Genomic DNA, 23,305 nt, shown 5'->3' with positions numbered 1-23,305 from the left:
TTAACAGTGGCCCACCACGATCCGATCGGCCTGATTGCGCCACATGCCGGGCTTGCCCAGCTCAACGAGCGCTCGCGCGATATTTTTCGTCAAATCGTCGAAAGCTATCTGGCCACCGGCGAGCCCGTCGGCTCGCGCAACATTTCGCGCCTGATCGCCGTGCCGTTGTCGCCGGCGTCGGTCCGCAACGTGATGTCGGACCTCGAGGCGCTCGGCCTGATCTACGCGCCGCACACCTCGGCAGGGCGGCTGCCCACCGAACTCGGCCTGCGCTTCTTCGTCGATGCCCTGATGCAGGTCGGCGACCTCACCGGGCCCGAGCGGGAATCGATCCAGAGCCAGCTTGCCTCGGTCGGGCGCGCGCAATCGGTCGAGGCGGCGCTCGGCGAGGCGTTGACGCGCCTCTCCGGCCTGACGCGCGCCGCCGCCGTGGTGCTCACGGCGAAATCCAATTCGCGACTCAAGCATATCGAATTCGTCCGCCTGGAGCCGGAGCGCGCGCTGGTGGTACTGGTCGGCGAAGACGGCCAGGTTGAAAACCGCGTGCTGACGCTGCCGCCCGGCGTCCCCCCCGCGGCGCTGACGGAAGCGACCAATTTCCTCAATGCCCGGATTCGCGGCCGCACGCTGTCCGAGGCCCGGCTGGAACTCGAAAACGCGCTGGCGCAGAGCCGGGCCGAGCTCGACCAGCTGACGCAGAAGGTGATCGCGGCGGGCATCGCAAGCTGGTCCGGCGGCGAACACGAGGAGCGCCAGCTGATCGTGCGCGGGCACGCCAACCTGCTCGAGGACCTGCACGCGCTGGAAGATCTCGAGCGCGTCAAGTCGCTGTTCGACGATCTCGAGACCAAGCGCGGCGTGATCGACCTGCTTGGCCGCGCGGAGCGCGCCGAAGGCGTGCGTATCTTCATCGGATCGGAGAACAAGCTGTTCTCGCTCTCCGGCTCCTCCACCATCATCGCGCCCTATGGTGACGCTTCGGGGCGCATCGTCGGCGTCCTCGGCGTGATCGGGCCGACGCGGCTGAACTACGCGCGGGTGATCCCGACGGTCGATTACGCCGCGCGGATCGTCAGCCGGATGCTGGGTGGCTGATTGGCCGCGAATTGGCCCGATCCAGGCTTTTGTTTTGACGCGTTTTCTTCACGCAAACCGGTCCCCACCCCCGGATCAAATCCGAGGGCATGCTTGGCTCGAAAACGCTATGTGGCGCTTGATTTTCGGCCCCTAAAGCACGATATCCCGGCCAGCAAATCCCCATCGAACCAGATCAAGTCTTTTGAGAAGGCAGCCTTATGACCGATCCCAACCGGCCGAGTAACGACGAGGTAAAACCGGCCGAGACCGGCGAGCCCGTGGTCTCGAAACCCTACATCATGCCCGACGATCCCGAGGAAGGATCGGTCGAGGCGCTGACGAAGGAAGTCGCCGAAGCGCGGGACAAGATGCTGCGCACGCTGGCGGAGATGGAAAACCTGCGCCGGCGCACCGCTAAGGAAGTCGCCGATGCGCGCGCCTATGGCATCACCGGCTTTGCGCGCGACGTGCTCGAGATCGCCGACAATCTGCAGCGCGCGCTCGACGCGGTACCGGCCGAGGCCAAGGCCAATGCCGATCCCGGCCTGAAGGCGCTGATCGAAGGCGTCGAGCTCACCGAGCGTTCGCTGCTCAACGCGCTGGAGAAGAACGGCGTCAAGAAGTTCGATCCCTCGGGCGAGAAGTTCGACCCGAATTTCCAGCAGGCGATGTACGAGGTGCCCGATCCCTCGGTACCCGCAGGCACGGTGGTCCAGGTCGTGCAAGCCGGCTACATGATCGGCGAGCGTGTGCTGCGGCCGGCGCTGGTCGGCGTCGCGAAGGGCGGTGCCAAGGCTACGCCGACGGCGGCTCCTTCGGAGCAGAGCTGAACTCTCGTGTCCCGGACCGCGGTGCAGCGCCTCCGGCGCTGCTCCGCAGAGCCGGGACCTACATCGCCGCGACGATGGATCCCAGATCAGCAGCGCACCACGTGCATTTGCGACGCGCTGCGCAGCATCCGTGGAAAGTCCTCAAGCCGCGATATCGCCCGACTGGATGCGCTTGACGCCGGCCTTGGTCATGTCGGCCCAGGCCTTGGCGAGCGAACCCTGCAGGTCGATGCCACGGCAGGCGTCCTCGATCACATAAGTTTCGAAGCCGGCCTTGCGGGCGTCGAGCGCGCTCCAGGCGACGCAGTAGTCGGTGGCGAGCCCGGCGAGGAATACCCGCTTCACCTTGCGCGCCTTCAGGTAGGCGGCAAGCCCCGTCGTGGTCTTGCCGTCGGCCTCGGTGAAGGCCGAATAGCTGTCGACGTTCTTATTAAAACCCTTGCGGATGACGAGCCCGGCATGCGGGATCGAAAGGTCCTTTGACAGGGAGGCACTGTCGGTGCCCTGCACGCAATGATCCGGCCACAGCACCTGCTTGCCGTAGGAGAGGTCGACGGTTTCGAACGGCTTCTTGCCGGAATGCGATGTCGCGAACGAGACATGCCCCGGCGTGTGCCAGTCCTGCGTCAGCACCACATTGGCAAACCCCTTGGCGAGGCGGTTGATGACCGGAACGACCTGCTCGCCGTCCTTGACCGCAAGACTGCCGCCCGGAAGGAAGCAGTTTTGCACATCGATGACGATCAGCGCGGAAGCGTCATCTGGCTTGATCGGCGCGGCCATTAGCGCGCCGGGTAAGACGGCAGCGACCGACGTCGCGCCAAAACCTGTCAGAACCAGCCTGCGAGAAAGCATAGCGCGTCTCCCCTGTTGCAAACCCGACTGCAGGGAAGGCTACTCCATGTGTATACGAACGAAAGCCTGAAATTGCGGCGCGAGCCGCCAAAGGCTGATCAGGTCTTCGGCTGGATTCCGTCCCGCACCGCGCGGAAGCGCGGAAACGCCTTGGTCCATTCGTCGCGCGGCGAAGAGCCGATGATGCGCAGCGATGTCTGGGCGCCGAAGCGCAGCCATTGCACGATGGTGACGGGCGTATTCTCCTTGCCGCTGACGGCGTCGATCCGCGTCTCGAAGCCGGGCTGGCCGTCGATGCGGACCGGCTCGTTCATCGTGATCCGCCCGTCGCGGACGCCGGGAATCGTGGTTGCGATCTGCTGGGCGAAGCGGCCGCGATCGTCGGGCGAGGCCGCGGTCGAGCCGATCAGGCCGAGGATCATGAAGGGGGCGATCTCAAAGCCCTTCTTCTCGTCGCTGTCGGATAGAATGAGGGCCGCGCCTGGCGCCAGCGTGCGGACATTCTTGAAGCTGGAGGTCTCACTGATCTTGAACGGCATCAGCCCGAGCTGTTCGTCGACCGGCACCTCGGTGCGGATCGCGGCGGTGGCGAACATCTGCCGAACCGCATCGTCGGTATAGATCTTCGAAGCGTTCTCCGGCACCTGCACTGCGATATAGCCGGAGAAGGTGGGGCCGGGCAGGATCATCGAATAGCGGCGCACATTGTTGGCGCCGTCCTTGCCGTTCTCGATCGTGTAGTAGCCAAGGCCGGCCGGCGTTTCGAGGCTCTCCGGCTTGATGCCGCCGGTGCCGCCCGGATTGGCCTTGAAGGCATTGGCGACTTCGCCATAGGCCTCGGCGGGCAGGTCGGTGACCAGCACCTTGACGCCATGGTCCTCGGTCTCGAACCCCGTAAACGTCCTGGCCTTGTTGAGGCCGACCAGCGGCGTCATGCCCACCCTGGCGCCCGGCGGGAAGACCGGGTCGGCGGCGAGCGCGGAATCGGCAGAAGACAAAGCGGCGACGATCAGGGCAACCGCAGCGAAGGATCGGAATGGCGTCATAGAGGATCTACCGGTTTGGTATGGAGGCCGTGCTAGGTCGGACGAATGCAGTTCGTGGAATCCTTAAGGAGCCTCAGGGCAACGACAGAGTCGTTCCAGTCGGCCCGCTTTTAGCGGTTTTGCCGTCCCTGCAACAGGGCAGGATGGGCGTCCGTTCCCCCGTTACATCGCGATATGTCCCGATTTGCCCACCCTCCGGGCGCTTTTTTGAGGCGTTTGCAGCGGCCAAATACCGCTCCCCTCGGGCCTTGCCGCCCCAACCTTGCAGCTCGGCACGCGGCCTGGATGAGGCGCGTAGCCCGCCACACCTTCGGCGGCATGGACAATGGAGGTCTTGCCAGTTTCTTAACGCGGATCAACGCGCGGGCCGGCCCGTGCCATGGCTGACACAATCTTTCAAACATCAGCCATTTCAGGCCCTAAGCCTGCTTTCGGTCCTTGCAGGCACAACCCACCCTCCTATATGAGGCTCACCGTCGCAATATCGCGAGTATTTGAACGTTGGGGGTTCGGTTAGGTGCGCCGTCCAGGGCCCAGCCAACCTGCCGCAAAAAGAAGGATATGAGGACCATGGGAAAGGTCATTGGGATCGATCTCGGCACCACGAATTCGTGTGTCGCCGTAATGGATGGCAAGACTGCGAAAGTCATCGAGAACGCGGAAGGCATGCGCACGACGCCTTCGATCGTTGCCGTCACCGATGACGGCGAGCGCCTCGTCGGCCAGCCGGCCAAGCGTCAGGCGGTGACCAATCCCGAGCGGACGTTCTTTGCGGTGAAGCGCCTGATCGGCCGCCGCTACGACGACCCGATGGTCGAGAAGGACAAGAAGCTCGTTCCCTATAAGATCGTCAAGGCATCGAACGGCGACGCCTGGGTCGAAGCCGACGGCAAGACCTATTCGCCCTCGCAGGTCTCGGCCTTCATCCTGCAGAAGATGAAGGAGACCGCGGAAGCCCATCTCGGCCAGAAGGTCGACCAGGCCGTCATCACCGTTCCCGCCTATTTCAACGACGCCCAGCGCCAGGCCACCAAGGACGCCGGCAAGATCGCCGGTCTGGAAGTGCTGCGCATCATCAACGAGCCGACGGCGGCCGCACTCGCCTACGGTCTCGACAAATCGAAATCCGGCACGATCGCGGTCTACGACCTCGGCGGCGGCACCTTCGACGTCTCGATCCTGGAGATCGGCGATGGCGTGTTCGAGGTGAAGTCCACCAACGGCGATACCTTCCTTGGCGGTGAAGACTTCGACATGCGCCTCGTCAGCTATCTCGCCGACGAGTTCCAGAAGGAGCAGGGTATCAACCTGCGCAACGACAAGCTCGCCTTGCAGCGCCTGAAAGAGGCCGCTGAAAAGGCCAAGATCGAGCTGTCATCGACGACGCAGACCGAAATCAACCTGCCGTTCATCACGGCGGACCAGACCGGGCCGAAGCATCTCACGATGAAGCTGACCCGCGCCAAGTTCGAGGCGCTGGTCGACGATCTCGTGCAGAAGACCATCGAGCCCTGCCGCAAGGCGCTGAAGGATGCTGGCCTCACCGCCGCCGAAGTCGGCGAGGTGGTGCTGGTCGGCGGCATGACGCGCATGCCGAAGGTCCAGGAAGTCGTGAAGCAGCTGTTCGGCAAGGAGCCGCACAAGGGCGTCAACCCGGACGAGGTCGTCGCCATCGGCGCCGCGATCCAGGCCGGCGTGCTGCAGGGCGACGTCAAGGACGTGCTGCTGCTCGATGTGACCCCGCTGTCGCTGGGCATCGAGACGCTGGGCGGCGTGTTCACCCGCATCATCGACCGCAACACCACGATCCCGACCAAGAAGAGCCAGGTGTTCTCGACCGCCGAGGACAACCAGAACGCCGTCACCATCCGCGTCTTCCAGGGCGAGCGCGAAATGGCGGCTGACAACAAGGTGCTCGGTCAGTTCGACCTGATGGGCATTCCGCCGGCCCCCCGCGGCATGCCGCAGATCGAGGTCACCTTCGACATCGACGCCAACGGCATCGTCAACGTCTCCGCCAAGGACAAGGCGACCGGCAAGGAGCAGCAGATCCGGATCCAGGCCTCCGGCGGCCTGTCGGAGACCGACATCGAGAAGATGGTCAAGGACGCCGAGGCCAATGCGGCCGAGGACAAGAAGCGCCGCGAGGCGGTCGACGCCAAGAACCATGCTGACGCGCTGGTGCATTCCACCGAGAAGGCGCTGGCCGAGCACGGTTCGAAGGTCGCCGAGAGCGAGCGCCGCGCCATCGAGGATGCCGTCAGCGACTTGAAGGAAGCGCTGAAGGGCGACGATGCCGAGGCCATCAAGGCCAAGACCAATACGCTGGCGCAGGCTTCGATGAAGCTCGGCGAGGCCATGTACAAGCAGCAGGCCGAGGCGGACGCCAAGAAGGATGCCGCCAAGGATGACGTGGTCGACGCGGAGTTCACCGAGGTCGACGACGACAAGAACAGCAAGAAGTCAGCGTAAGCGGGCTATCGACCATGACCCTCATCCAAAAGAGCGCACGGTCAGGCGTTCGATGGGTGGGGGTCATTTTTCTTTAAGCCGATAGCGGCATCTTTTTTACTTGAGGGTGCCTTCGGCATGAAGACGAACTTCGGGCGGGTTTGACTGATGTCCACCAAGCGCTGCTATTACGAAACCCTGGAAGTCGAGCGAAACGCGGACGAATCCAAGCTGAAGTCGGCGTTCCGCAAGCTGGCGATGAAATGGCATCCCGACCGCAATCCGGGCGATGCCGCCAGCGAAATGAAGTTCAAGGAAATCAACGAAGCCTATGAGGTGCTGAAGGACGGCGAGAAGCGCGCCGCCTATGACCGCTATGGCCACGCCGCGTTCGAGCAGGGCATGGGCGGCGGCGGTCCGGGTTTCGGCGCCGGTTTCGCCTCCTCCTTCTCGGATATTTTCGAAGACCTGTTCGGCATGGCTGGGCAGCGGCGCGGCGGCGGGCGCGAGCGCGGCGCCGACTTGCGCTACAACATGGAAATCACGCTCGAGGAAGCGTTCCAGGGCAAGACCGCGCAGATCGAAATTCCGGTCTCGGTCACCTGCGAACCCTGCTCGGGCACCGGCGCCAAGGCCGGCACCAAGCCGAAGACCTGCTCGACCTGCGGTGGCGCCGGCCGCGTCCGCCAGGCGCAGGGCTTCTTCACGCTGGAGCGCACCTGCCCGGGCTGCCAGGGCCGCGGCCAGATGATCGAGGATGCCTGCCCGAACTGCGCAGGGTCGGGACGCGTGACGCGCGACCGCACGCTGTCGGTCAACATTCCCCCCGGCGTCGAGGACGGCACGCGCATTCGCCTTGCCGGCGAAGGCGAGGCCGGCATACGCGGCGGCCCGCCCGGCGACCTCTATATCTTCCTGTCGCTCGCCACCCACGAGTTCTTCCAGCGCGACGGCGCCGATCTGCATTGCCGGGTTCCGATCTCCATGGTCGCGGCTGCGCTCGGCGGCGAATTCGAGGTGCCGACGATCGACAAGGGCAAGACCAAGGTGAAGGTGCCGGCCGGAACGCAATCGGGCCGCCGTTTTCGCATTGCATCAAAAGGCATGCCGGTGCTCCGCTCGCGCCAGACCGGCGACATGTATGTCCAGGTCGTGGTCGAAACGCCGCAGAATCTGACCAAGAAGCAGCAGGAACTGCTCGCCGAGTTCGAAAAATTGTCGTCCGGCGCCACCCAGCCGGAAGCGGCTGGTTTCTTCACAAAGGTGAAGGATTTCTTCGGCAACCGCGCCGGCTCCTGACAACCGCGCCCTCGGGCGAAGCGCATGCACGCCCGCCGGTCATGATTCATTCAGCTTGCACAGTGTGTTATCGCGGGACTGCGGGCACGCTGGCACGCCCATCGCATTACCGTTTGGCTTGACCGTGTCCCCGTCGACCTATACGTGTTTATGACTGTTTTCTGACATCCCCGCCTCAAAGCGGGTCCCGCCTGGTAGCGACATGCCTTTGCAATCGTCCGTGCGTGCGTTGAAGAAGCCTCGTCTCGACGATGAGGTTCGCTTCCTCCGTTCATGGATCGAAAAGCCGCTGCACATGGGCGCAGTGGTGCCGTCGAGCAAGCTGCTTGCCCGGACCATGGCGCAATATGTCGATGTCGACTCCGAAGGGCCGGTCATCGAACTTGGGCCCGGCACCGGCGCGATCACCAATGCGCTGATCGAGCATGGCGTCGACCAGAAGCGGCTGGTGCTGGTCGAGTACAACCCAGGCTTTTGCGCGCTGCTGCGCGACCGCTATCCGCAGGCCAAGGTGGTGCAGGGCGACGCCTATGCGCTGCGTACCTCGCTGGGCGAGGCGCTGGATGCGCCGGCCTCGGCTGTGGTCTCCGGCCTGCCGCTGGTGACAAAACCGATGCTGACGCGCCTGAAGCTGATCCGCGACGCCTTCCTGGCGCTGGAGCCGGGCGCGCCTTTCGTACAGTTCACCTATTCGGTCGCGCCGCCGATCCCAAAATCGCTGCCTGGCGTGTCCACAGAAGCTTCCGAGCGGATCTGGATGAACCTTCCGCCCGCGCGGGTCTGGGTGTATCGCAAGGGCTGAGCCGCCTTGCGCTATCGCGCAGGGCCCGTCCTGAACGCGATTTCTAATCGATGTCCGCGCTGAAAATCCTCGTGATTCCGGGATCGCTGCGATCAGGCTCGCTCAATGCGAAACTGGCCGCGGTGGCTGCCTATGCGCTCGCGAAGGAAGGCGCCGAGGTCACCCGCATCTCGCTCGGCGATTTTCCGCTGCCGATCTACGACGGCGACCTGCAGGCGAAGTCCGGCGTGCCGAAGCATGCGGTCAATCTGAAGCGCATGATGTCGGCCCATCATGGCGTGCTGATCGTGACGCCGGAATATAATTCCTCGGTGCCGGCGCTGGTGAAGAACACCATCGACTGGGTGAGCCGGGTGCAGGACCCGCACGAGACCCGCGGCCAGGTGTTTCGCGACAAGGTGTTTGCGATCGCCGCCGCTTCCGGAAACCGGCTCGGCGGCGCGCGTGCCTTGGCGGCGCTGCGGCTGATCCTGTCGGCTTGCCATGCCCAGGTGATCCCGAACCAGCTCGCGCTGGCGTTCGCCGAAGATGCCTATGACGACATGGACCATTTGAAAAATGCCAATGATGCCGACGCACTGAAGGCGCTGGTGCGGCAGTTGATCGACGTTTCCCAACGCTTGATGTGAGGTGACATGCAGCCAGCCGATATCGCAGCAAAGGACCGCCTGATCGTCGCGCTCGACCTGCCCACTGTCGCAGACGCGGAAGCGATGATCGCGCGGCTCGGCGACAGCGTCAGCTTCTACAAGATCGGCTATCAGCTCGCCTATGCCGGCGGATTGCCGCTGGCGCAGCAGCTGGCGAAATCCGGCAAGAAGGTCTTCATCGATCTCAAGCTGCACGACATCGGCAACACGGTGGCGCGCGGCGTCGAGAGCGTCGCGAAGCTGGGAGCGACCTTCCTCACCGTGCACGCCTACCCGCAGACCATGAAGGCCGCGGTCGAGGCGCGCGCCGGCTCCGGCTTGAAGATCCTCGCCGTCACCGTGCTGACCTCCTATGACGACGGCGACCTGCATGCCGCAGGCTATCGCCTCAACGTTTCCGATCTCGTCGAGGCCCGCGCGCAGCAGGCGCAGGTGCTCGGCGTCGACGGCCTCGTCAGTTCGCCGGAAGAGGCGGCAGCATTGCGCAAGATCGTCGGCCACCAGATGAACCTGGTGACCCCCGGCATCCGCCCGGCGGGATCGGCGACCGGCGACCAGAAGCGCATCATGACGCCGGCGCGCGCCATCGCCGCCGGTGCGGATTATCTGGTGGTCGGACGCCCCATCACCGAAGCCGCCGATCCCAAGTCGGCGGCGGATGCCATCCAGGCCGAAATCAAGCAGGCCCTGGGATAGTCGAAGTGAAACAAGAAACGGGAGAGTGAGATGGCGAAGGGATACTGGATCGGTCGCGTCGACGTGAACAATGAGGAGGGCTACAAGCCCTACATGGCGGCCAACCCCGCCATCTTCCAGAAGTTCGGCGGCCGCTTCATCGTGCGCGGCGGCAAGTTCACCGCGGTCGAGGGTCAGAGCCGCTCGCGCAACGTCGTGATCGAGTTCGACAGCTACGAAAAAGCCCTAGCCTGCTATAACTCACCGGAATACCAGGCCAATATCAAGGTGCGGCAGCCGCACTCGATTGCGGAGCTGATCGTCATCGAGGGCTACGACGGCCCGCAGCCGTGAGCGGTCCGGAACGTGGTATCCTCGGTCATGGCGGGACAAGCCAGGATAAGCCCGGGCGTGATGAGCATGTGACCTGATCGGTTGCCGGAACGGCCTCATCCCGCTAATAGGGCGTGAAGAGGTGAAGCCATGGCCGATATGCGATTGATCGTTGCGGGGGCCGGCGGCCGGATGGGCCGCGCGCTGGTGCGCGTCATTTCCGAAACGCCCGGCACCGTCCTGGCCGGGGCACTGGAAGCGCCGGGTTCGGAACTGCTGGGCAAGGATGCCGGGGTGCTCGCCGGCCTGCCGGAAAACGGCGTCAAGCTTTCCGCCGATCTCTGGGCGCTATCGGCCAATGCCGACGGCATCGTCGATTTCACCGTGCCGGCCGCTACCATCGCCAATGTCGCGATCGCCGCCGAGCGCGGCCTCGTGCACGTCATCGGAACCACCGGCCTGTCGATATCGGACATGGCCGTGATCAAGAGCGTCACGTCGCGCGCGGTGGTGGTGCAGTCGGGCAATATGAGCCTCGGCGTCAATTTGCTCGCGGCGCTGGTGAAGCGCGTGGCGCAATCGCTCGACGAAAGCTTCGACATCGAAATCGTCGAAATGCATCACAAGGCCAAGATCGACGCGCCTTCGGGCACCGCCTTCCTGCTTGGTGAGGCCGCCGCCGCCGGCCGCGGCATCGACCTGCACGCCCGCTCCGCGCGCGGCCGCGACGGGCACACCGGGGCGCGGCGGCCGGGCGATATCGGATTTGCCTCCCTGCGCGGCGGCACGGTCACCGGCGATCACAGCGTGATCTTTGCCGGCAACTCGGAGCGCATCACGCTCTCGCACCACGCCGAGGACCGCATGATCTTCGCGCACGGTGCGCTGAAGGCCGCGCTCTGGGCGCATGGCAAAAAGCCCGGCTTCTACACCATGGCCGATGTGCTCGGGCTTGCCGACTTCTAGCAAACGAACCAACGGAACATCCTCACAATGAGCGAACGTCTTCTTGTGCTCGTGCGTCACGGGCAGAGCGAATGGAATCTGAAGAACCTGTTCACGGGATGGAAGGACCCTGATCTCACCGAGCTTGGCATCGCCGAAGCAAAGGAGGCAGGCCGCAAATTAAAGGCGCAGGGGCTGACATTCGATGTCGCCTTTACGTCCGACCTGACGCGCGCCCAGCATACGCTCAAGCTGATGCTCGCGGAGATCGGCCAGACCGGCCTGCCGACGACAAAGAACCTGGCGCTCAACGAGCGCGACTACGGCGATCTTTCCGGGCTCAACAAGGATGATGCCCGCAAGAAATGGGGCGAGGACCAGGTGCTGGTCTGGCGCCGCTCCTACGACGTGCCACCGCCGGGCGGCGAGAGCCTGAAGGATACGCTGGCGCGCGCACTGCCGTATTATGTGCAGGAGATTCTGCCCGGCGTGCTGCGCGGCCAGCGCACGCTGGTCGCCGCCCACGGCAATTCGCTGCGCGCGTTGATCATGGTGCTGGAAAAGCTGACGCCCGAGCAGATTTTAAAGCGCGAGCTGGCAACGGGTGTGCCGGTGATCTACCGGCTCAATGCGGATTCGACGGTGGCGGAGAAGCTCGATCTCGCAGCGTGAGGTACTGGGCCTCATCGTGAGGAGCCTGCCCGGCAGGCGTCTCGAAGGATCTATGGCACCGGCGGGGCCGCATGGTTCGAGACACGCGAAGGCGCGCTCCTCACCATGAAGGTTGACAGATCGTTTGGTGGGCTACGCTTTGCCCACCCCACGACCTTCACAATCAATGCAACCCCACCTGTCCTGCTTCCCAGCCGAGCATCGCCTGTTTGCGGGTGATGCCCCAGTGATAGCCGGTCAGCGTGCCACCCTTTCCGAGTGCGCGGTGGCAGGGCACCACGAACGACACCGGATTGCGTCCGACCGCGGCGCCGACGGCGCGTGAGGCCTTGGGCTTCTGGATCTTGTTGGCGATGTCGGAATAGCAGACCGCGCGGCCCATCGGGATTTTCAGCAGCGTCTCCCACACCCGCACTTCGAAATCGGTGCCGATCAGCACCACGCGGAGCGGCTGGTCTGGCCGCCACAGCCTGGTATCGAAGATGCGCTGCGCGAGGCCGGCCGTGCCGTCATGGTCCTCGACATAGGTGGCGTTCGGCCAGCGCCGCTTCATGTCGGCAAACGCCGTCGGCTCCTCACCGGGGTCGGCGAAGGCAAGCCCCGCCAATCCGCGCTCACTGCCGATCACGATTGCCGTGCCGAACGGGCAGGGGTGGAAGCCGTAGCGCAGCGTCATGCCGGCGCCGCCGTTCTTCCATTCGCCCGGCGACATCGCTTCATGGGTGACGAACAGGTCGTGCAGCCGGCCCGGGCCGGAGAGGCCGGAGTCGAGCGCGGCATCGAGCACGCTGGCGGAATCGCGCAGGAGGCCCTTGGCGTGGTCGAGCGTCAGCGCCTGCATGAAAGCCTTTGGCGTCAGCCCGGCCCAGCGGCGGAACAAATGGTGCAGCTCATCCGGCGTCACGGCGGCGGCATCCGCCATCGCCTCGATGGTCGGCTGCGCGCGCCAGTGCTCAGAGATGAACGCGATGGCGCGGCGCACCGAGTCGTAATCGCGCAGGGCTGCGTTCTGGGAGCCAGGCTTGGCCAGGCTCTGGTCATGTATCGCTAGTGTCATCATGGGGTCTGATTTAGGGCTCATGCGCGGTCCAAACCACCCGATTTCTGACAACGCTCAACTTACGGGATTGTAGGTGATGCCCCGTTTGGCGGTTTGCAGCGCTGCCAATAAGGCTTTGGCAAAGCTAACCTTTTCGTCCGGCCCGAGAAAATGGCCGATGACCAGCCGGCGCCCGCGGGAGACCAGATAAAGGTGTTCGATGCCAAAATCGGGATCGCCGGTCTGCTCGAGCTGCACCCAGAGCGGATTGAACGACCACTCGGTCAGATGGCCGCGATGGCTGACCCGCCGCACCCGCAATTCCGACGGTGTCACCACGATGTCCTCGGTGGCGGCGGCGCTGCGGAAATTGGCCCGGAACGCCCAATAGATCACCAATGCGTCGAGGCCGAAAAAGCCGAGCACCGGCCAGGCGCCCATCATCCAGAACGCGATGCCGGCGACGAAGCTGACCGCGCCGATGAAGCCCATCAGCACCAGAAAGCCGGTGCTGCTCAGCGAACGATGCGGCGTCACCCGCGCCGAAAACAGCGTCGGCTGGTCGCGCGCCGGATCAAAGTCGTTGCCTGCGGTCATCGCGTATCAGTATACCTCGATCATGGCCAAAATCATCCGCTCTATCGGCACCAAGCAAGCCAGCGTTCCATCCGTGCCGAAGAAAGTGGCAAAGAAGGCTGCCAGGAAGACTGCCAAGAAGGCAGCCAAGCCGATCGCGAAGAAATCGCCAAAGCCGCAAGCGTGGACGGCAGCCGAGGTTTTCGAAGCCTTCAGCCGGTTTGGCAAGGCTAATCCGGAGCCGAAGGGTGAGCTCGAACATCTCAACCCCTACACACTCCTGGTCGCCGTGGTGCTGTCGGCGCAGGCCACCGACGCCGGCGTCAACAAAGCGACGCGCGCACTGTTTGCGGTCGCTGACACGCCGCAGAAGATGCTCGCGCTCGGCGAAGAGAAAGTGCGCGAGTACATCAAGACCATCGGCCTCTATCGCAACAAGGCCAAGAACGTCATCGCACTATCGCAAAAACTGATCGACGAATTCGGCGGCGAGGTGCCGCGCACCCGCGCCGAGATCGAGATGCTGCCAGGCGCCGGGCGCAAGACCGCAAACGTCGTGCTCAACATGGCCTATGGCGAGCACACGATGGCGGTGGACACCCACGTGTTTCGCGTCGGCAACCGCACGGGATTGGCGCCCGGCAACACGCCACTCGAAGTCGAGCTCGGGCTGGAGAAGGTGATCCCCTCGGAATTCATGCTGCACGCCCATCACTGGCTGATCCTGCACGGGCGCTATACGTGCCTGGCGCGCAAGCCGCGCTGCGAGGGCTGTTTGATCAACGATCTCTGCCGCTGGCCGGAAAAGACGGTGTGAGGCGCGGCGTGACCCGGACGCAGTGCAGCGTGTCTTCACGGTACACCGCAGAGCCGGGACCCACGGACGGCAACCGTGGACCCCGGATCAGCAGCGCACCGCAAGTGCGGTGCGCAGCATCCGGGGAACGCCAGCGCAATCACGCCACTGGCATCTTCCTCCCCGGCTCGATCAGCTCGGGCCGCGACCCCGACAACCGCTTGTGCATGTGGACCATGAACGCCATGCCGAACACCGGCGTCGCGAGATTGACGATCGGGATCGACACGAAGGCTGCGATGAAGAGCCCAGCGGTGAATACCGTGGCTGCATTGTGCCGGCGCATCGCCTTGGCCTCCGCCGGCGAGCGGAAGCGCATCGCCGCGAGCTCGAAATATTCGCGCCCGAGCAGCCATGCGGTCGCGATGAAGAAGATGATGAAGCCCGCGCCGGCAAACAGCACGAAGGGCAGCGCGATCAGATAGACCAGGATGGTGAGCAGCGCCGTTTTGATGCCTTCGGGGATTGCGATGCCGAGCGGCAGCGCTTCGCCCGGGCGCTCCGCCGGGTAATGCTCGCGCTCGACGTGATCGGCGACGTCGTCGACGAACACGCTCGCGATCAGCGAGGTGACTGCGGGCATCAGGAAGATACCGCCGAGCACGACGCCAAGCCCGGCCGCGATCGAGATGATCCAGGAAAGGACATGTAGCGAAGTATGAAAGCCCGGCCCGAGCATCGCCTCGGCCCAGCCCTCGCCATAGTCGGCAAACCAGCTCAAGAGCCGCTGCAAGCCGATCGCCAGCACCGTGATCAGCACCAGCGCCAATCCGATCGAGCGCCACAGGATAGAGCGCATCGGCGGCGACAGGATCTGCGAAAGCGCCTTGACGGCAGCGTCCAACATGGCGGTTCTACCCTTGTGAAGAAACCCTCGCGAGAAGTAGATACGTGCAAGGGCTTCGGCAAGAGCTCCCGAGCCCCGGCAAGAAGGCCCTGTGCGGCATCCGGGGAACGCGAAGGCGCGGTTACAGCCGCGTCAATCGCAGTCGCAATGCATTGCCGACGACGCTGACCGATGACAGCGCCATCGCAGCGGCGGCAATGATTGGCGACAGCAATAGGCCGAACGTCGGGTAGAGAATGCCGGCCGCAATCGGAATGCCGCCAGCATTGTAGATGAAGGCGAACAACAGGTTCTGCCTTATGTTGCTCATCGTTGCCTGCGACAGGCGGCGGGCGCGGACGATGCCGGTGAGGTCGCCCTTCAGCAGCGTGACCCCGGCGCTTTCCATCGCGACATCGGTGCCGGTGCCCATGGCGATGCCGACCTCGGCCGCGGCGAGCGCCGGCGCGTCGTTGACGCCGTCGCCGGCCATCGCGACGATCCTTCCGGCCTTTTGGAGCTTTGCGACCACCGCGCTCTTCTGATCGGGCAGCACCTCCGCCTCGACGTCGGCAATACCGAGACTCTTGGCGACGGCATTCGCCGTGGTCCGGTTGTCGCCGGTCAGCATGATGACCTTGATGCCTTCCGCCGCCAATGCCTTCAGCGCCTCCGGCGTCGACGCCTTTACCGGGTCGGCGATGGCGAACAGGCCGGCCAGCCTGCCGTCGACGGCCATGTTGATCACGGTCGCGCCTTCGCCGCGCAGCCGTTCGCCCTGATCGTTCAGCGCCTGCGCGTCGATGCCAAGCGCTTTCAGGAAGTTCGCATTGCCGAGCACGATGGTCTTGCCATCCACCTTGCCGGTAGCGCCTTTACCGGTGGGGGAGTCGAATGCTTCGACCTTGCCGAGATCGAGCTTGCGTTCGTTCGCCGCGCGCACGATGGCGTCGGCCAGCGGATGCTCACTGGCGCGTTCAACGGTCGCCGCTAGCCGCAGAATATCGGTCTCGGCAAATCCGCCGCCAGGCACGATGGCGACTACCTTCGGCTTGCCTTCGGTCAGCGTTCCCGTCTTGTCGACGACCAGCGTATTGACCTTCTCCATGCGCTCGAGGGCTTCGGCGTTCTTGATCAGCACGCCGGCCTGCGCGCCGCGCCCGACGCCGACCATGATCGACATCGGCGTAGCAAGGCCGAGCGCGCAGGGGCAGGCGATGATGAGCACGCTGACGGCGGCGACCAAGCCGAACGCCATCCGCGGTTCGGGTCCGAAAAAGGCCCAGGCGCCGAACGCGACCAGCGCCACGACGATAACGATCGGAACGAACCAGCCGGACACCTGATCGGCCAGCCGCTGGATCGGCGCGCGGGAGCGCTGCGCGTCCGCCACCATCTTCACGATCTGCGAAAGCAGCGTGTCGCGCCCGACCTTTTCGGCGCGCATCACGAAGCCGCCGGATTGATTGAGCGTGCCCGCGATGACCTTGCTGCCGACCTCCTTGGTTACAGGCATGGATTCGCCCGTGACCAGCGATTCATCGAGCGAGGACCGGCCCTCCAGGATGATGCCGTCGACCGGCACCTTCTCACCCGGCCGCACACGCAAGCGGTCGCCGACCGCGAGCGTATCGATTTCGACCTCATGATCGGCGCCGTCGTCGCCGATCCGGCGCGCCGTCTTCGGCGCAAGCTGCAGCAGCGCCTTGATCGCGCCCGACGTCGCCTCGCGCGCGCGCAATTCGAGCACCTGTCCCAGCAGCACCAGCACGGTGATCACGGCCGCTGCTTCAAAATAGACCGCCACCGCACCGCCATGGCTGCGGAAGGTGTCCGGAAAAATGCCAGGCGCAAGTGTGCCGATGACGCTGTAGACGTAGGCGACGCCGGTGCCCATCGCGATCAGCGTGAACATGTTGAGATTGCGCGTCACCAGCGACTGCCAGCCGCGCATGAAGAACGGCCAGCCGGCCCAGAGCACGACGGGCGTCGCAAACGCGAGCTGGATCCAGTTCGACAGGGTTTGATCGACCCAGCCATGGCCGCCGACGAGATGGCCGCCCATTTCAAGGATCACGGCCGGCACTGAGAGCACGAGACCGATCCAGAACCGGCGTGTCATGTCAGCGAGCTCTGGGTTGGGCGGCGCATCAAGGCTCGCGACCTCCGGCTCCAGTGCCATGCCGCAGATCGGGCAGCTTCCGGGGCCGACCTGGCGAATCTCCGGATGCATCGGGCAGGTGTAAATCGTGCCTTCGGGCACGGCAGGCTTCGGCCGCTTGTCCTTTTCAAGGTAGGCGAGGGGGTCGGCGGCAAATTTGGTGCGGCAGCCGGCCGAGCAGAAATGGAAGGTCTCGCCCTTGTAGTCGAAGCGGTGCTTGCTGGTCGCGGGGTTCACTGTCATGCCGCAGACGGGGTCGCGCACCGTTGCAGCGCCGTCGTGGTGGTGGCCATGACCGATGTGAGCATGATCGCCATGGCCGCCGCAGCAGGCACTCTTCGGGGCGCCGTTCTGTCCGGCGTTGTCATTCTTGTTCATCATTCGCTCCGACACTTGAAACCTATACCCTGTATGGGTATATAGATGCCATGCGAAAAGACATCAAGGCATCCTGTCAGAAACGTCTCAGCCGGATCGAAGGGCAGGTTCGCGGCCTCTCAAAGATGGTTGAAGAGGATCGCTACTGCATCGACATCGTCACGCAGATTTCCGCCGTGCGCGCCGCGCTGCGCCGGGTCGAGGAGGAAGTGCTGCGGGATCACGTCGCGCATTGCGTCGAGCATGCGATCACCAGCGGCAACAAGGCCGACCAGCGCGAGAAAATCGCCGAGCTGATGGCCGTGATCGGGCGCGCGGATCGCTGAGAGTGCCTCATGATGAGGAGCGCGAACCGCGTCTCGAACCATGAGGCCACAGATGGGCCTTCACCCTTCGAGACGCCGCTGCGCGGCTCCTCAGGATGAGGGATACGACCCTCGCGGCCGAGACGCGGGTATCCTTAGTCGTGGCGATGGCCGGGCTTGCGCGCCTTGGTCTTCTTGTCCGATCCCGTCGGGATGATCACGACGCGGCCGTAGCGGACGCCGCGTTCGGCGATGACGTGTTCGGCGAGATGCCGGACCTCACTGCTCGCACCCTTCAGCGCCGTCACTTCCATGCAGCTGTCGTCGTCGAGATGCACATGCAGCGTGGCGAGCGACAGATCGTGATGGCCATGGAAACTCTGTACCAACCGTTTCGAGAGGTCGCGCGCGGCGTGGTCGTAGACATAGACCAGCGCGGCGACGCATTGCCCCGAGGGCACGGCGTCCGCGGCGCTCTGTTGCAGCCCGGCGCGGGCGAGATCGCGGATGATCTCGGAGCGGTTCTGATAGCCGCGCGCCTCCGCCGCCGCATCGATCTCGGTGAGCAGATCGTCTTCGATGGTGATGGTGATCCGTTGCATGGAATTCCGTGAGAAGCAGTATGATATTTTTATTGTAACATCATACTGTGGTTGTTAGGGTGAAGGGTGCTGCGTTACCTTGAATTCATGGATCGCGCGCTGATTGTAGCAGTTATCATGCGGGGCATGAGCATTGCGCCGGGTTACCTGGGGAGCATTTTCGGCTGCCGCATCGTTGTTGGTGATGGGGCCGGCCGACGCGCAGAGCGATGTCGTCGCTGGCTCGAGCCAGCTTCCTGCCGTAACCGTAAGTCCCCCTGAAACGCGACCCCGCAACAGGCCCAAGCCGCCGCGCCGTGAGCGGACTGCGCGGAACCGATCCGCGGTTCAACCAAGCGCGCCAGTTCCGCCGCAGGTGAGCAGCGGTGTGACAGCGGGCTCCGCGACCGCGGGGCCGGCTTACATGCAGCCGACTGCCGCGAGCGCCACGACCATCAGTGGCGCGGACGTGAACGCCCAGCCCTTCGCGCGCCCCGGCGAGGCGCTGGAGGTGGTGCCAGGATTGATCGTCACCCAGCATTCCGGCGAGGGCAAAGCCAACCAGTATTTTCTGCGCGGCTTCAATCTCGACCACGGCACGGATCTCGCCATCAGCGTCGATGGCATGCCGGTTAACATGCCGACTCATGGCCACGGGCAGGGCTATGCCGACATCAATTTCACGATTCCGGAGTTGATCCAGTTGGTAAATGTGCGGAAGGGGCCGTATTTCGCCGACGTCGGCGATTTCGGCTCGGCCGGATCGGTGGCGATCGACTACGTCAACAGACTGCCAAAGAACATCGCCGAGCTGACGTTCGGCAGCTTTGGCTATCGCCGCGCGCTGGCGGCCGGCTCAACCACGGTCGGCGCGGGCACTTTGCTCGCCGCCTTCGAGGGTGTTGGATATAATGGTCCGTGGGACGTGCCTGACAATGGGCGCAAGCTCAACGGCGTGCTGCGCTACAGCCAGGGCACCGCGACGGATGGGGTCACGCTGTCGGCGATGGCCTATTCCAACGGCTGGAATTCAACCGACCAGGTGGCGCAGCGTGCGATCGACCACGGTCTGATCAGCCGGTTCGGTACGCTCGATCCAACCGACGGCGGCGTCTCAAACCGGTTTTCGCTGTCGGGCAACTGGGCGGGGTCGAGCGAATACGGGCAGAGCAAGGTCAACGCCCATGTGATCAACTCGTCACTGCGGCTCTACAACAACTTTACTTATTTTCTCGACGATCCCGTCAATGGCGACCAGTTCAGCCAGCTGGACCGGCGCACGGTCTACGGCCTCAACGCCAGCCATGCCGTCGACATGCGGGTGGGCGGTATCGAGACGCAGACCCGGATCGGTTTGCAGACGCGTGGTGACGATATCCGTGTCGGTCTGTTCAAGACCCTCCAGCGCGAGACGCTGTCGACCGTTCGCGAAGACAGCGTGCGCGAGGGCAATGTCGGCCTGTGGGCCGACACGACGGCGCGTTGGACCGACTGGCTGCGCACCACGATCGGCATCCGCGAGGATTATTTTGCTGGAAGGGTCATCAGCGACACGCCGCAAAACTCTGGAAATGCGCAGGCGTCGATTGCGAGCCCCAAGGCCGGCATCGTACTCGGCCCGTGGTACAACACCGAGTTTTATGGCAACGCCGGCTACGGTCTTCATTCCAACGACATCAGAGGCGCGACGATCACCATCGATCCCATCGACAAGGTGACGCCGCAGGACCGCGTGCCCCTATTGGTCCGCTCAAAGGGCGCCGAGATCGGCGTGCGCTCCAAGGCGATCGAAAGTCTCACCAGCTCTCTAGCCGTGTTCGTGCTCGATTTCGATTCCGAATTGCTGTTCGTCGGCGATGCCGGCACCACCGAGGCGAGCCGTCCGAGCCGCCGCGTCGGCGTTGAATGGACCAACCAGTACAAGGTGGTGCCGTGGCTGCGGCTCGATCTCGATCTCGCCTATACCAAGGCCCACTTCACCGATTTCGATGCCGCGGGCAACTTCATCCCGGGCGCGCCGGCCTGGGTGGCGGCGGGCGGCGTGACGTTTGGTGGTGAGACTGGCTGGTTCGGCGCGCTGCGTGGACGTTACTTCGGTCCGCGTCCGCTTGTAGAGGACGATAGCGTTCGTTCGCAGGCGTCGCTGATCTTCAATGCGCGGGCGGGTTATAGGTTCGACAACGGGCTGAAGCTGCAGCTCGACGTGCTGAATCTCCTCAACGCGAAGACCAACCAGATCGAATATTACTATCTGTCGCGATTGCCGGGCGAGCCGATCGGCGGCGTCGCGGACCGCCATGTGCATCCGGCAGAGCCGATAGCGGTGAGATTGACGCTGGCCGGGAAGTTTTAGGAGCGCATTGGCAACTACGCCACCCGCTCCGGCGTGCGCGGGTTCATCCGGCGATCCGGCGGGCGCACGGCGACGTACTCGACCGCGAGATAGTGTTCCGACACGGTGACGCGCTCGATCATCGTGGCCTCGATGGTCACCTCCTCGCTCACTTCCTCAGCTGGAAGCGGCGCTTCTTGGTCAATCTCTTCAGGAACAAGCGGCGGCGACTTGACCTCTGGAAACACACCGAATTCGCCCGCTACCTCCGCGAGCGGCTTCTGCTTGTCGGCCCAGTGCAGGGCCGTGTAGTCGAAGCCGTGCACGATGGTGGGTTTGACGATTTCGAAATAGGGCGAGATGTCGAAATCGCGCGGCATGTAGAGCGAGGAATCGCGGATATGCAGGATTTCGCGCCTCGCCTTGCGCGAGGCGGCGCGGGTGATCTTGGGCAGAATCGGATAGCGCACGGCGTCGAACGCCTGCGCGATCAGGGCCGAGCAGATCATCTTGGTGGGATCGCCCGAGCCGAACGCGATCATGCGCCGGCGCCAGCGCTGCGGCACCGGCAATGGAATGAGATAGCGCATCAAATCGACGATATTCTTGGTGTCGTAGCCGAAGCCGATGCGGTTGATGGCGTAGCGGCACACCGTGGTGCGGTCCTCGTAGGACAGGCCGATCGGGCGGCAGAGGCGGGTGTGATAGGGGTAATATTTGGACAGCGGCGCCGAGGTGACGCCTTCGCCGATATTGGCCTCGATCAGCACATGCGGTTCGCCATCCGCCTCGCTGGCGCCGTCGATCGGGCCGACATAAAGCGCGGCGTGCGACCAGGTGGATTGCGTGAGATATTTGATGATGCCGGAAATGCGATTGTTGCCCTCGACCAGCAGGACGTCGCCGGCGGCGATCACGCCGCGCAGGTGCTCGGGATCGCTGGGCGTAAACGGCTCGTAGCCCGGCACTTCCTTTTGCAGGTAGCCGGCAATCAACTGGCCGATGGTGTCGAGCATCACGCCCATGAAACTCCCCCGAAGCGGCTTTTCCTCCGCTTTTTTTGTTTCCTTATCATGGTCGCAAGCCGTTTCAATTTAGTTCATGCGGCAAGGGGATCAACGATGATTGATTTACCATGAGTGTTGCCGGTCGCCGTGAGATACGGCACAGTTCGCAAGCTGTTCTCGGCTTCTTCAGGCCTCGGAAACCATGACATGACATTGACCCGCCGCACCTTCCTGTCGGCGTCCGCAGGCTTGGCGATGACTCCGGCTTTTTACGGGCAGCGGGCGGGAGCGGCGCCCTTGCCGCGGGAAGCCGATATTGTCGTCATCGGAGCAGGCGCCGCCGGTATTGCTGCGGCGCGGCGTATCATGGCGGCGAACCGCAAGGTGATCGTGGTCGAAGCGGCAAACCGGATCGGCGGCCGTTGCCAGACCGATAGCTCGACCTTCGACGTGCCGTTCGACCGTGGCGCGCGCTGGATGCACAATCCCGAGACCAATCCCATGATCAAGCTGGCGCGCGCAGCGGGCCTCGAGATCACGACCGCGCCCGCGGGCCAGAAGATCCGGATCGGCCGCCGCAACGCCCGCGCCGGCGAAACCGAGGAATTCCTGGCGGCCGTGGTGCGGGCCAACCGCGCCATCGACGAAGCCGCGCGACGCTTTGACGTCTCCTGCGCCTCGGTGCTGCCCAAGGATCTCGGTGACTGGACCGGCACCGCGGAGTTCGTGCTCGGAGCGGGTTTTGCCGGCAAGGATTTGAAGGACCTCTCGGTCGGCGACAAGTTGCGCGCGCAGGACCGCAACACCGCGATCGGCTGCCGCGCCGGGCTCGGCACGCTGATCGCAAAGCTCGGCGAGCAACTGCCGCTGTCGCTATCGACGCCGGCGGGACGCATCGTCTGGAGCAACCGCGATGTTAGCGTGGAAACGCCGGCGGGACGGATCGCCGCGCGCGCCGCCGTCATCACGGTGTCGACTAACGTATTGACGGCCGGTAACATCAAGTTCGCGCCCGATATTCCGAAGAAAACACTCGACGCCGCTTCGAAGCTCAGCCTCGGCAGCTATGACCGGATCGCGCTGCAGATGCCGGGCAATCCGCTGGGGCTTTCGCGCGACGACGTCATCATCGAGAAGAGCGATTCAACGAAGACCGGTTCGATCTTCGCCAATATGGGCGGCTCGTCGCTTTGCACGATCGATGTCGGCGGTTCATTCGGCCGCGATCTCTCCGCGCAGGGCGAGAAAGCCATGGTGGCGTTCGCGGTGGAATGGCTGACCAAACTGTTCGGCAGCGAGGCGGCCGCGGCGGTGAAGAAGTCGACCGCGACGCGCTGGAACGCCGCGCCGTTCGCGCTCGGAGCGATGTCGGCGGCGGGCCCCGGCGGGCAGGCTTCGCGAAAGGTCTTGAGCGAGCCGTTTGGCTGCATCTATCTCGCCGGCGAAGCCACCCATGAAACGCTGTGGGGAACGATCGACGGCGCCTGGGAGAGCGGCGAGCGCGCGGCGGAAGCCGCGCTGCGGCGGATCGGCGCGCTGAAGGATCCGGAGCCGGAGCCGCGGCCGACGAAACAGCGCCGGCGCGGGGCGGGATCCCCGATCAATTGAC

General features: G+C 64.2%; 22 protein-coding genes. 14 read left to right on the top strand and 8 right to left on the bottom strand.

The window, feature by feature from the left end; translation table 11 throughout:
• Positions 1-6: 6 nt before the first annotated feature.
• Both hrcA and grpE read left to right on the top strand, forming a co-directional pair.
• Positions 7-1,095, top strand: coding sequence for a heat-inducible transcriptional repressor HrcA (gene hrcA, locus RX331_RS00785; protein WP_317254783.1), 1,089 nt, complete (start codon positions 7-9; stop codon positions 1,093-1,095).
• Between the two features lie 200 nt (positions 1,096-1,295).
• Positions 1,296-1,907, top strand: a complete 612-nt coding sequence (gene grpE / locus RX331_RS00780; protein ID WP_317254782.1) for a nucleotide exchange factor GrpE — start codon at positions 1,296-1,298, stop codon at positions 1,905-1,907.
• 141 nt (positions 1,908-2,048) lie between these two features.
• Here grpE and pncA read toward each other — a convergent pair whose 3' ends face one another.
• Together pncA and RX331_RS00770 are read right to left on the bottom strand one after the other, a co-directional pair.
• Positions 2,049-2,762, bottom strand: coding sequence for a bifunctional nicotinamidase/pyrazinamidase (gene pncA / locus RX331_RS00775; protein WP_317254781.1), 714 nt, complete (start codon positions 2,760-2,762; stop codon positions 2,049-2,051).
• A 98-nt stretch (positions 2,763-2,860) separates the two neighbouring features.
• On the bottom strand, positions 2,861-3,808 hold the full coding sequence (locus RX331_RS00770; protein WP_317254780.1) for a hypothetical protein: 948 nt from the start codon (positions 3,806-3,808) through the stop codon (positions 2,861-2,863).
• Positions 3,809-4,378: 570 nt separating this feature from the next.
• On the opposite strand from RX331_RS00770, the gene dnaK reads away from it, so the two are divergent.
• The 8 genes from dnaK to RX331_RS00730 all read left to right on the top strand — a co-directional run bounded on the left by dnaK (position 4,379) and on the right by RX331_RS00730 (position 11,635).
• A complete protein-coding gene (gene dnaK / locus RX331_RS00765) occupies positions 4,379-6,280 on the top strand; it encodes a molecular chaperone DnaK (RefSeq protein ID WP_317254779.1) in 1,902 nt (633 codons plus the stop codon).
• Positions 6,281-6,427: 147 nt separating this feature from the next.
• Positions 6,428-7,558: a molecular chaperone DnaJ gene (gene dnaJ, locus RX331_RS00760; RefSeq protein WP_317254778.1), complete on the top strand. Its 1,131-nt coding sequence runs from the start codon at positions 6,428-6,430 to the stop codon at positions 7,556-7,558.
• 202 nt (positions 7,559-7,760) lie between these two features.
• Positions 7,761-8,360, top strand: coding sequence for a class I SAM-dependent methyltransferase (locus RX331_RS00755; RefSeq protein ID WP_317254777.1), 600 nt, complete (start codon positions 7,761-7,763; stop codon positions 8,358-8,360).
• Between the two features lie 50 nt (positions 8,361-8,410).
• Positions 8,411-8,989 (top strand): NAD(P)H-dependent oxidoreductase, encoded by a 579-nt coding sequence (locus RX331_RS00750; RefSeq protein WP_317254776.1) that lies wholly within the window; start codon positions 8,411-8,413, stop codon positions 8,987-8,989.
• A 6-nt stretch (positions 8,990-8,995) separates the two neighbouring features.
• Positions 8,996-9,706 carry an orotidine-5'-phosphate decarboxylase gene (gene pyrF / locus RX331_RS00745; protein ID WP_317254775.1) on the top strand — a complete coding sequence of 237 codons (711 nt, stop codon included), beginning with the start codon at positions 8,996-8,998 and terminating at the stop codon, positions 9,704-9,706.
• Between the two features lie 30 nt (positions 9,707-9,736).
• Positions 9,737-10,039 (top strand): DUF1330 domain-containing protein, encoded by a 303-nt coding sequence (locus RX331_RS00740; RefSeq protein WP_317254774.1) that lies wholly within the window; start codon positions 9,737-9,739, stop codon positions 10,037-10,039.
• A gap of 129 nt (positions 10,040-10,168) precedes the next feature.
• Positions 10,169-10,984, top strand: a complete 816-nt coding sequence (gene dapB / locus RX331_RS00735) for a 4-hydroxy-tetrahydrodipicolinate reductase (protein WP_317254773.1) — start codon at positions 10,169-10,171, stop codon at positions 10,982-10,984.
• A 27-nt stretch (positions 10,985-11,011) separates the two neighbouring features.
• Entirely contained in the window at positions 11,012-11,635 is a 624-nt protein-coding gene (locus RX331_RS00730) for a 2,3-bisphosphoglycerate-dependent phosphoglycerate mutase (protein WP_317254772.1), read from the top strand.
• 163 nt (positions 11,636-11,798) lie between these two features.
• Here RX331_RS00730 and RX331_RS00725 read toward each other — a convergent pair whose 3' ends face one another.
• Together RX331_RS00725 and RX331_RS00720 are read right to left on the bottom strand one after the other, a co-directional pair.
• The gene (locus RX331_RS00725; RefSeq protein WP_317258349.1) at positions 11,799-12,695 is read right to left on the bottom strand and encodes a bifunctional helix-turn-helix domain-containing protein/methylated-DNA--[protein]-cysteine S-methyltransferase; all 897 of its coding nucleotides are present in this window, start codon (positions 12,693-12,695) and stop codon (positions 11,799-11,801) included.
• Between the two features lie 54 nt (positions 12,696-12,749).
• On the bottom strand, positions 12,750-13,271 hold the full coding sequence (locus tag RX331_RS00720) for a DUF2244 domain-containing protein (RefSeq protein WP_317254771.1): 522 nt from the start codon (positions 13,269-13,271) through the stop codon (positions 12,750-12,752).
• Between the two features lie 22 nt (positions 13,272-13,293).
• Between RX331_RS00720 and nth the strand changes: the two genes are divergently transcribed.
• The gene (gene nth, locus RX331_RS00715) at positions 13,294-14,067 is read left to right on the top strand and encodes an endonuclease III (protein WP_317254770.1); all 774 of its coding nucleotides are present in this window, start codon (positions 13,294-13,296) and stop codon (positions 14,065-14,067) included.
• Between the two features lie 139 nt (positions 14,068-14,206).
• Here nth and RX331_RS00710 read toward each other — a convergent pair whose 3' ends face one another.
• Together RX331_RS00710 and RX331_RS00705 are read right to left on the bottom strand one after the other, a co-directional pair.
• Positions 14,207-14,953: a sulfate transporter family protein gene (locus RX331_RS00710; protein WP_317254769.1), complete on the bottom strand. Its 747-nt coding sequence runs from the start codon at positions 14,951-14,953 to the stop codon at positions 14,207-14,209.
• A gap of 121 nt (positions 14,954-15,074) precedes the next feature.
• A complete protein-coding gene (locus tag RX331_RS00705) occupies positions 15,075-17,471 on the bottom strand; it encodes a heavy metal translocating P-type ATPase (protein WP_410708061.1) in 2,397 nt (798 codons plus the stop codon).
• A gap of 50 nt (positions 17,472-17,521) precedes the next feature.
• Here RX331_RS00705 and RX331_RS00700 point away from each other — a divergent pair, with 50 nt between their 5' ends.
• A complete protein-coding gene (locus RX331_RS00700) occupies positions 17,522-17,797 on the top strand; it encodes a metal-sensitive transcriptional regulator (RefSeq protein WP_317254767.1) in 276 nt (91 codons plus the stop codon).
• A gap of 134 nt (positions 17,798-17,931) precedes the next feature.
• Here RX331_RS00700 and nikR read toward each other — a convergent pair whose 3' ends face one another.
• Positions 17,932-18,378, bottom strand: a complete 447-nt coding sequence (gene nikR / locus RX331_RS00695) for a nickel-responsive transcriptional regulator NikR (protein ID WP_317254766.1) — start codon at positions 18,376-18,378, stop codon at positions 17,932-17,934.
• Between the two features lie 403 nt (positions 18,379-18,781).
• Between nikR and RX331_RS00690 the strand changes: the two genes are divergently transcribed.
• Complete coding sequence (locus RX331_RS00690) at positions 18,782-20,710, top strand: TonB-dependent receptor (protein WP_317254765.1); 1,929 nt, start codon at positions 18,782-18,784, stop codon at positions 20,708-20,710.
• A 14-nt stretch (positions 20,711-20,724) separates the two neighbouring features.
• Here the strand turns inward: RX331_RS00690 and RX331_RS00685 are convergent, their stop codons facing one another.
• Positions 20,725-21,714 carry a YiiX/YebB-like N1pC/P60 family cysteine hydrolase gene (locus tag RX331_RS00685; RefSeq protein ID WP_317254764.1) on the bottom strand — a complete coding sequence of 330 codons (990 nt, stop codon included), beginning with the start codon at positions 21,712-21,714 and terminating at the stop codon, positions 20,725-20,727.
• Positions 21,715-21,903: 189 nt separating this feature from the next.
• Between RX331_RS00685 and RX331_RS00680 the strand changes: the two genes are divergently transcribed.
• On the top strand, positions 21,904-23,304 hold the full coding sequence (locus tag RX331_RS00680) for an NAD(P)/FAD-dependent oxidoreductase (protein WP_317254763.1): 1,401 nt from the start codon (positions 21,904-21,906) through the stop codon (positions 23,302-23,304).
• The last annotated feature ends 1 nt before the right edge of the window (position 23,305 follow it).

It is taken from the genome of Bradyrhizobium sp. BWA-3-5 (genome assembly GCF_032917985.1).
Classification (GTDB): Bacteria; Pseudomonadota; Alphaproteobacteria; order Rhizobiales; family Xanthobacteraceae; genus Bradyrhizobium.
The sequence above is the reverse complement of the archived record's forward strand: the minus strand, read 5'-3'. Positions and strand labels throughout refer to the sequence as shown.

What these genes read in the sequence shown, in the direction of transcription:
- grpE (WP_317254782.1), top strand. Translation starts at nt 1,296, where the DNA reads ATGACCGATCCCAACCGGCCGAGTAACGACGAGGTAAAACCGGCCGAG.
- pncA (WP_317254781.1), bottom strand. Translation starts at nt 2,762, where the DNA reads ATGCTTTCTCGCAGGCTGGTTCTGACAGGTTTTGGCGCGACGTCGGTC.
- RX331_RS00770 (WP_317254780.1), bottom strand. Translation starts at nt 3,808, where the DNA reads ATGACGCCATTCCGATCCTTCGCTGCGGTTGCCCTGATCGTCGCCGCT.
- dnaK (WP_317254779.1), top strand. Translation starts at nt 4,379, where the DNA reads ATGGGAAAGGTCATTGGGATCGATCTCGGCACCACGAATTCGTGTGTC.
- dnaJ (WP_317254778.1), top strand. Translation starts at nt 6,428, where the DNA reads ATGTCCACCAAGCGCTGCTATTACGAAACCCTGGAAGTCGAGCGAAAC.
- RX331_RS00755 (WP_317254777.1), top strand. Translation starts at nt 7,761, where the DNA reads ATGCCTTTGCAATCGTCCGTGCGTGCGTTGAAGAAGCCTCGTCTCGAC.
- RX331_RS00750 (WP_317254776.1), top strand. Translation starts at nt 8,411, where the DNA reads ATGTCCGCGCTGAAAATCCTCGTGATTCCGGGATCGCTGCGATCAGGC.
- pyrF (WP_317254775.1), top strand. Translation starts at nt 8,996, where the DNA reads ATGCAGCCAGCCGATATCGCAGCAAAGGACCGCCTGATCGTCGCGCTC.
- RX331_RS00740 (WP_317254774.1), top strand. Translation starts at nt 9,737, where the DNA reads ATGGCGAAGGGATACTGGATCGGTCGCGTCGACGTGAACAATGAGGAG.
- dapB (WP_317254773.1), top strand. Translation starts at nt 10,169, where the DNA reads ATGGCCGATATGCGATTGATCGTTGCGGGGGCCGGCGGCCGGATGGGC.
- RX331_RS00730 (WP_317254772.1), top strand. Translation starts at nt 11,012, where the DNA reads ATGAGCGAACGTCTTCTTGTGCTCGTGCGTCACGGGCAGAGCGAATGG.
- RX331_RS00725 (WP_317258349.1), bottom strand. Translation starts at nt 12,695, where the DNA reads ATGATGACACTAGCGATACATGACCAGAGCCTGGCCAAGCCTGGCTCC.
- RX331_RS00720 (WP_317254771.1), bottom strand. Translation starts at nt 13,271, where the DNA reads ATGACCGCAGGCAACGACTTTGATCCGGCGCGCGACCAGCCGACGCTG.
- nth (WP_317254770.1), top strand. Translation starts at nt 13,294, where the DNA reads ATGGCCAAAATCATCCGCTCTATCGGCACCAAGCAAGCCAGCGTTCCA.
- RX331_RS00710 (WP_317254769.1), bottom strand. Translation starts at nt 14,953, where the DNA reads ATGTTGGACGCTGCCGTCAAGGCGCTTTCGCAGATCCTGTCGCCGCCG.
- RX331_RS00705 (WP_410708061.1), bottom strand. Translation starts at nt 17,471, where the DNA reads ATGAACAAGAATGACAACGCCGGACAGAACGGCGCCCCGAAGAGTGCC.
- RX331_RS00700 (WP_317254767.1), top strand. Translation starts at nt 17,522, where the DNA reads ATGCGAAAAGACATCAAGGCATCCTGTCAGAAACGTCTCAGCCGGATC.
- nikR (WP_317254766.1), bottom strand. Translation starts at nt 18,378, where the DNA reads ATGCAACGGATCACCATCACCATCGAAGACGATCTGCTCACCGAGATC.
- RX331_RS00690 (WP_317254765.1), top strand. Translation starts at nt 18,782, where the DNA reads ATGCAGCCGACTGCCGCGAGCGCCACGACCATCAGTGGCGCGGACGTG.
- RX331_RS00685 (WP_317254764.1), bottom strand. Translation starts at nt 21,714, where the DNA reads ATGGGCGTGATGCTCGACACCATCGGCCAGTTGATTGCCGGCTACCTG.
- RX331_RS00680 (WP_317254763.1), top strand. Translation starts at nt 21,904, where the DNA reads ATGACATTGACCCGCCGCACCTTCCTGTCGGCGTCCGCAGGCTTGGCG.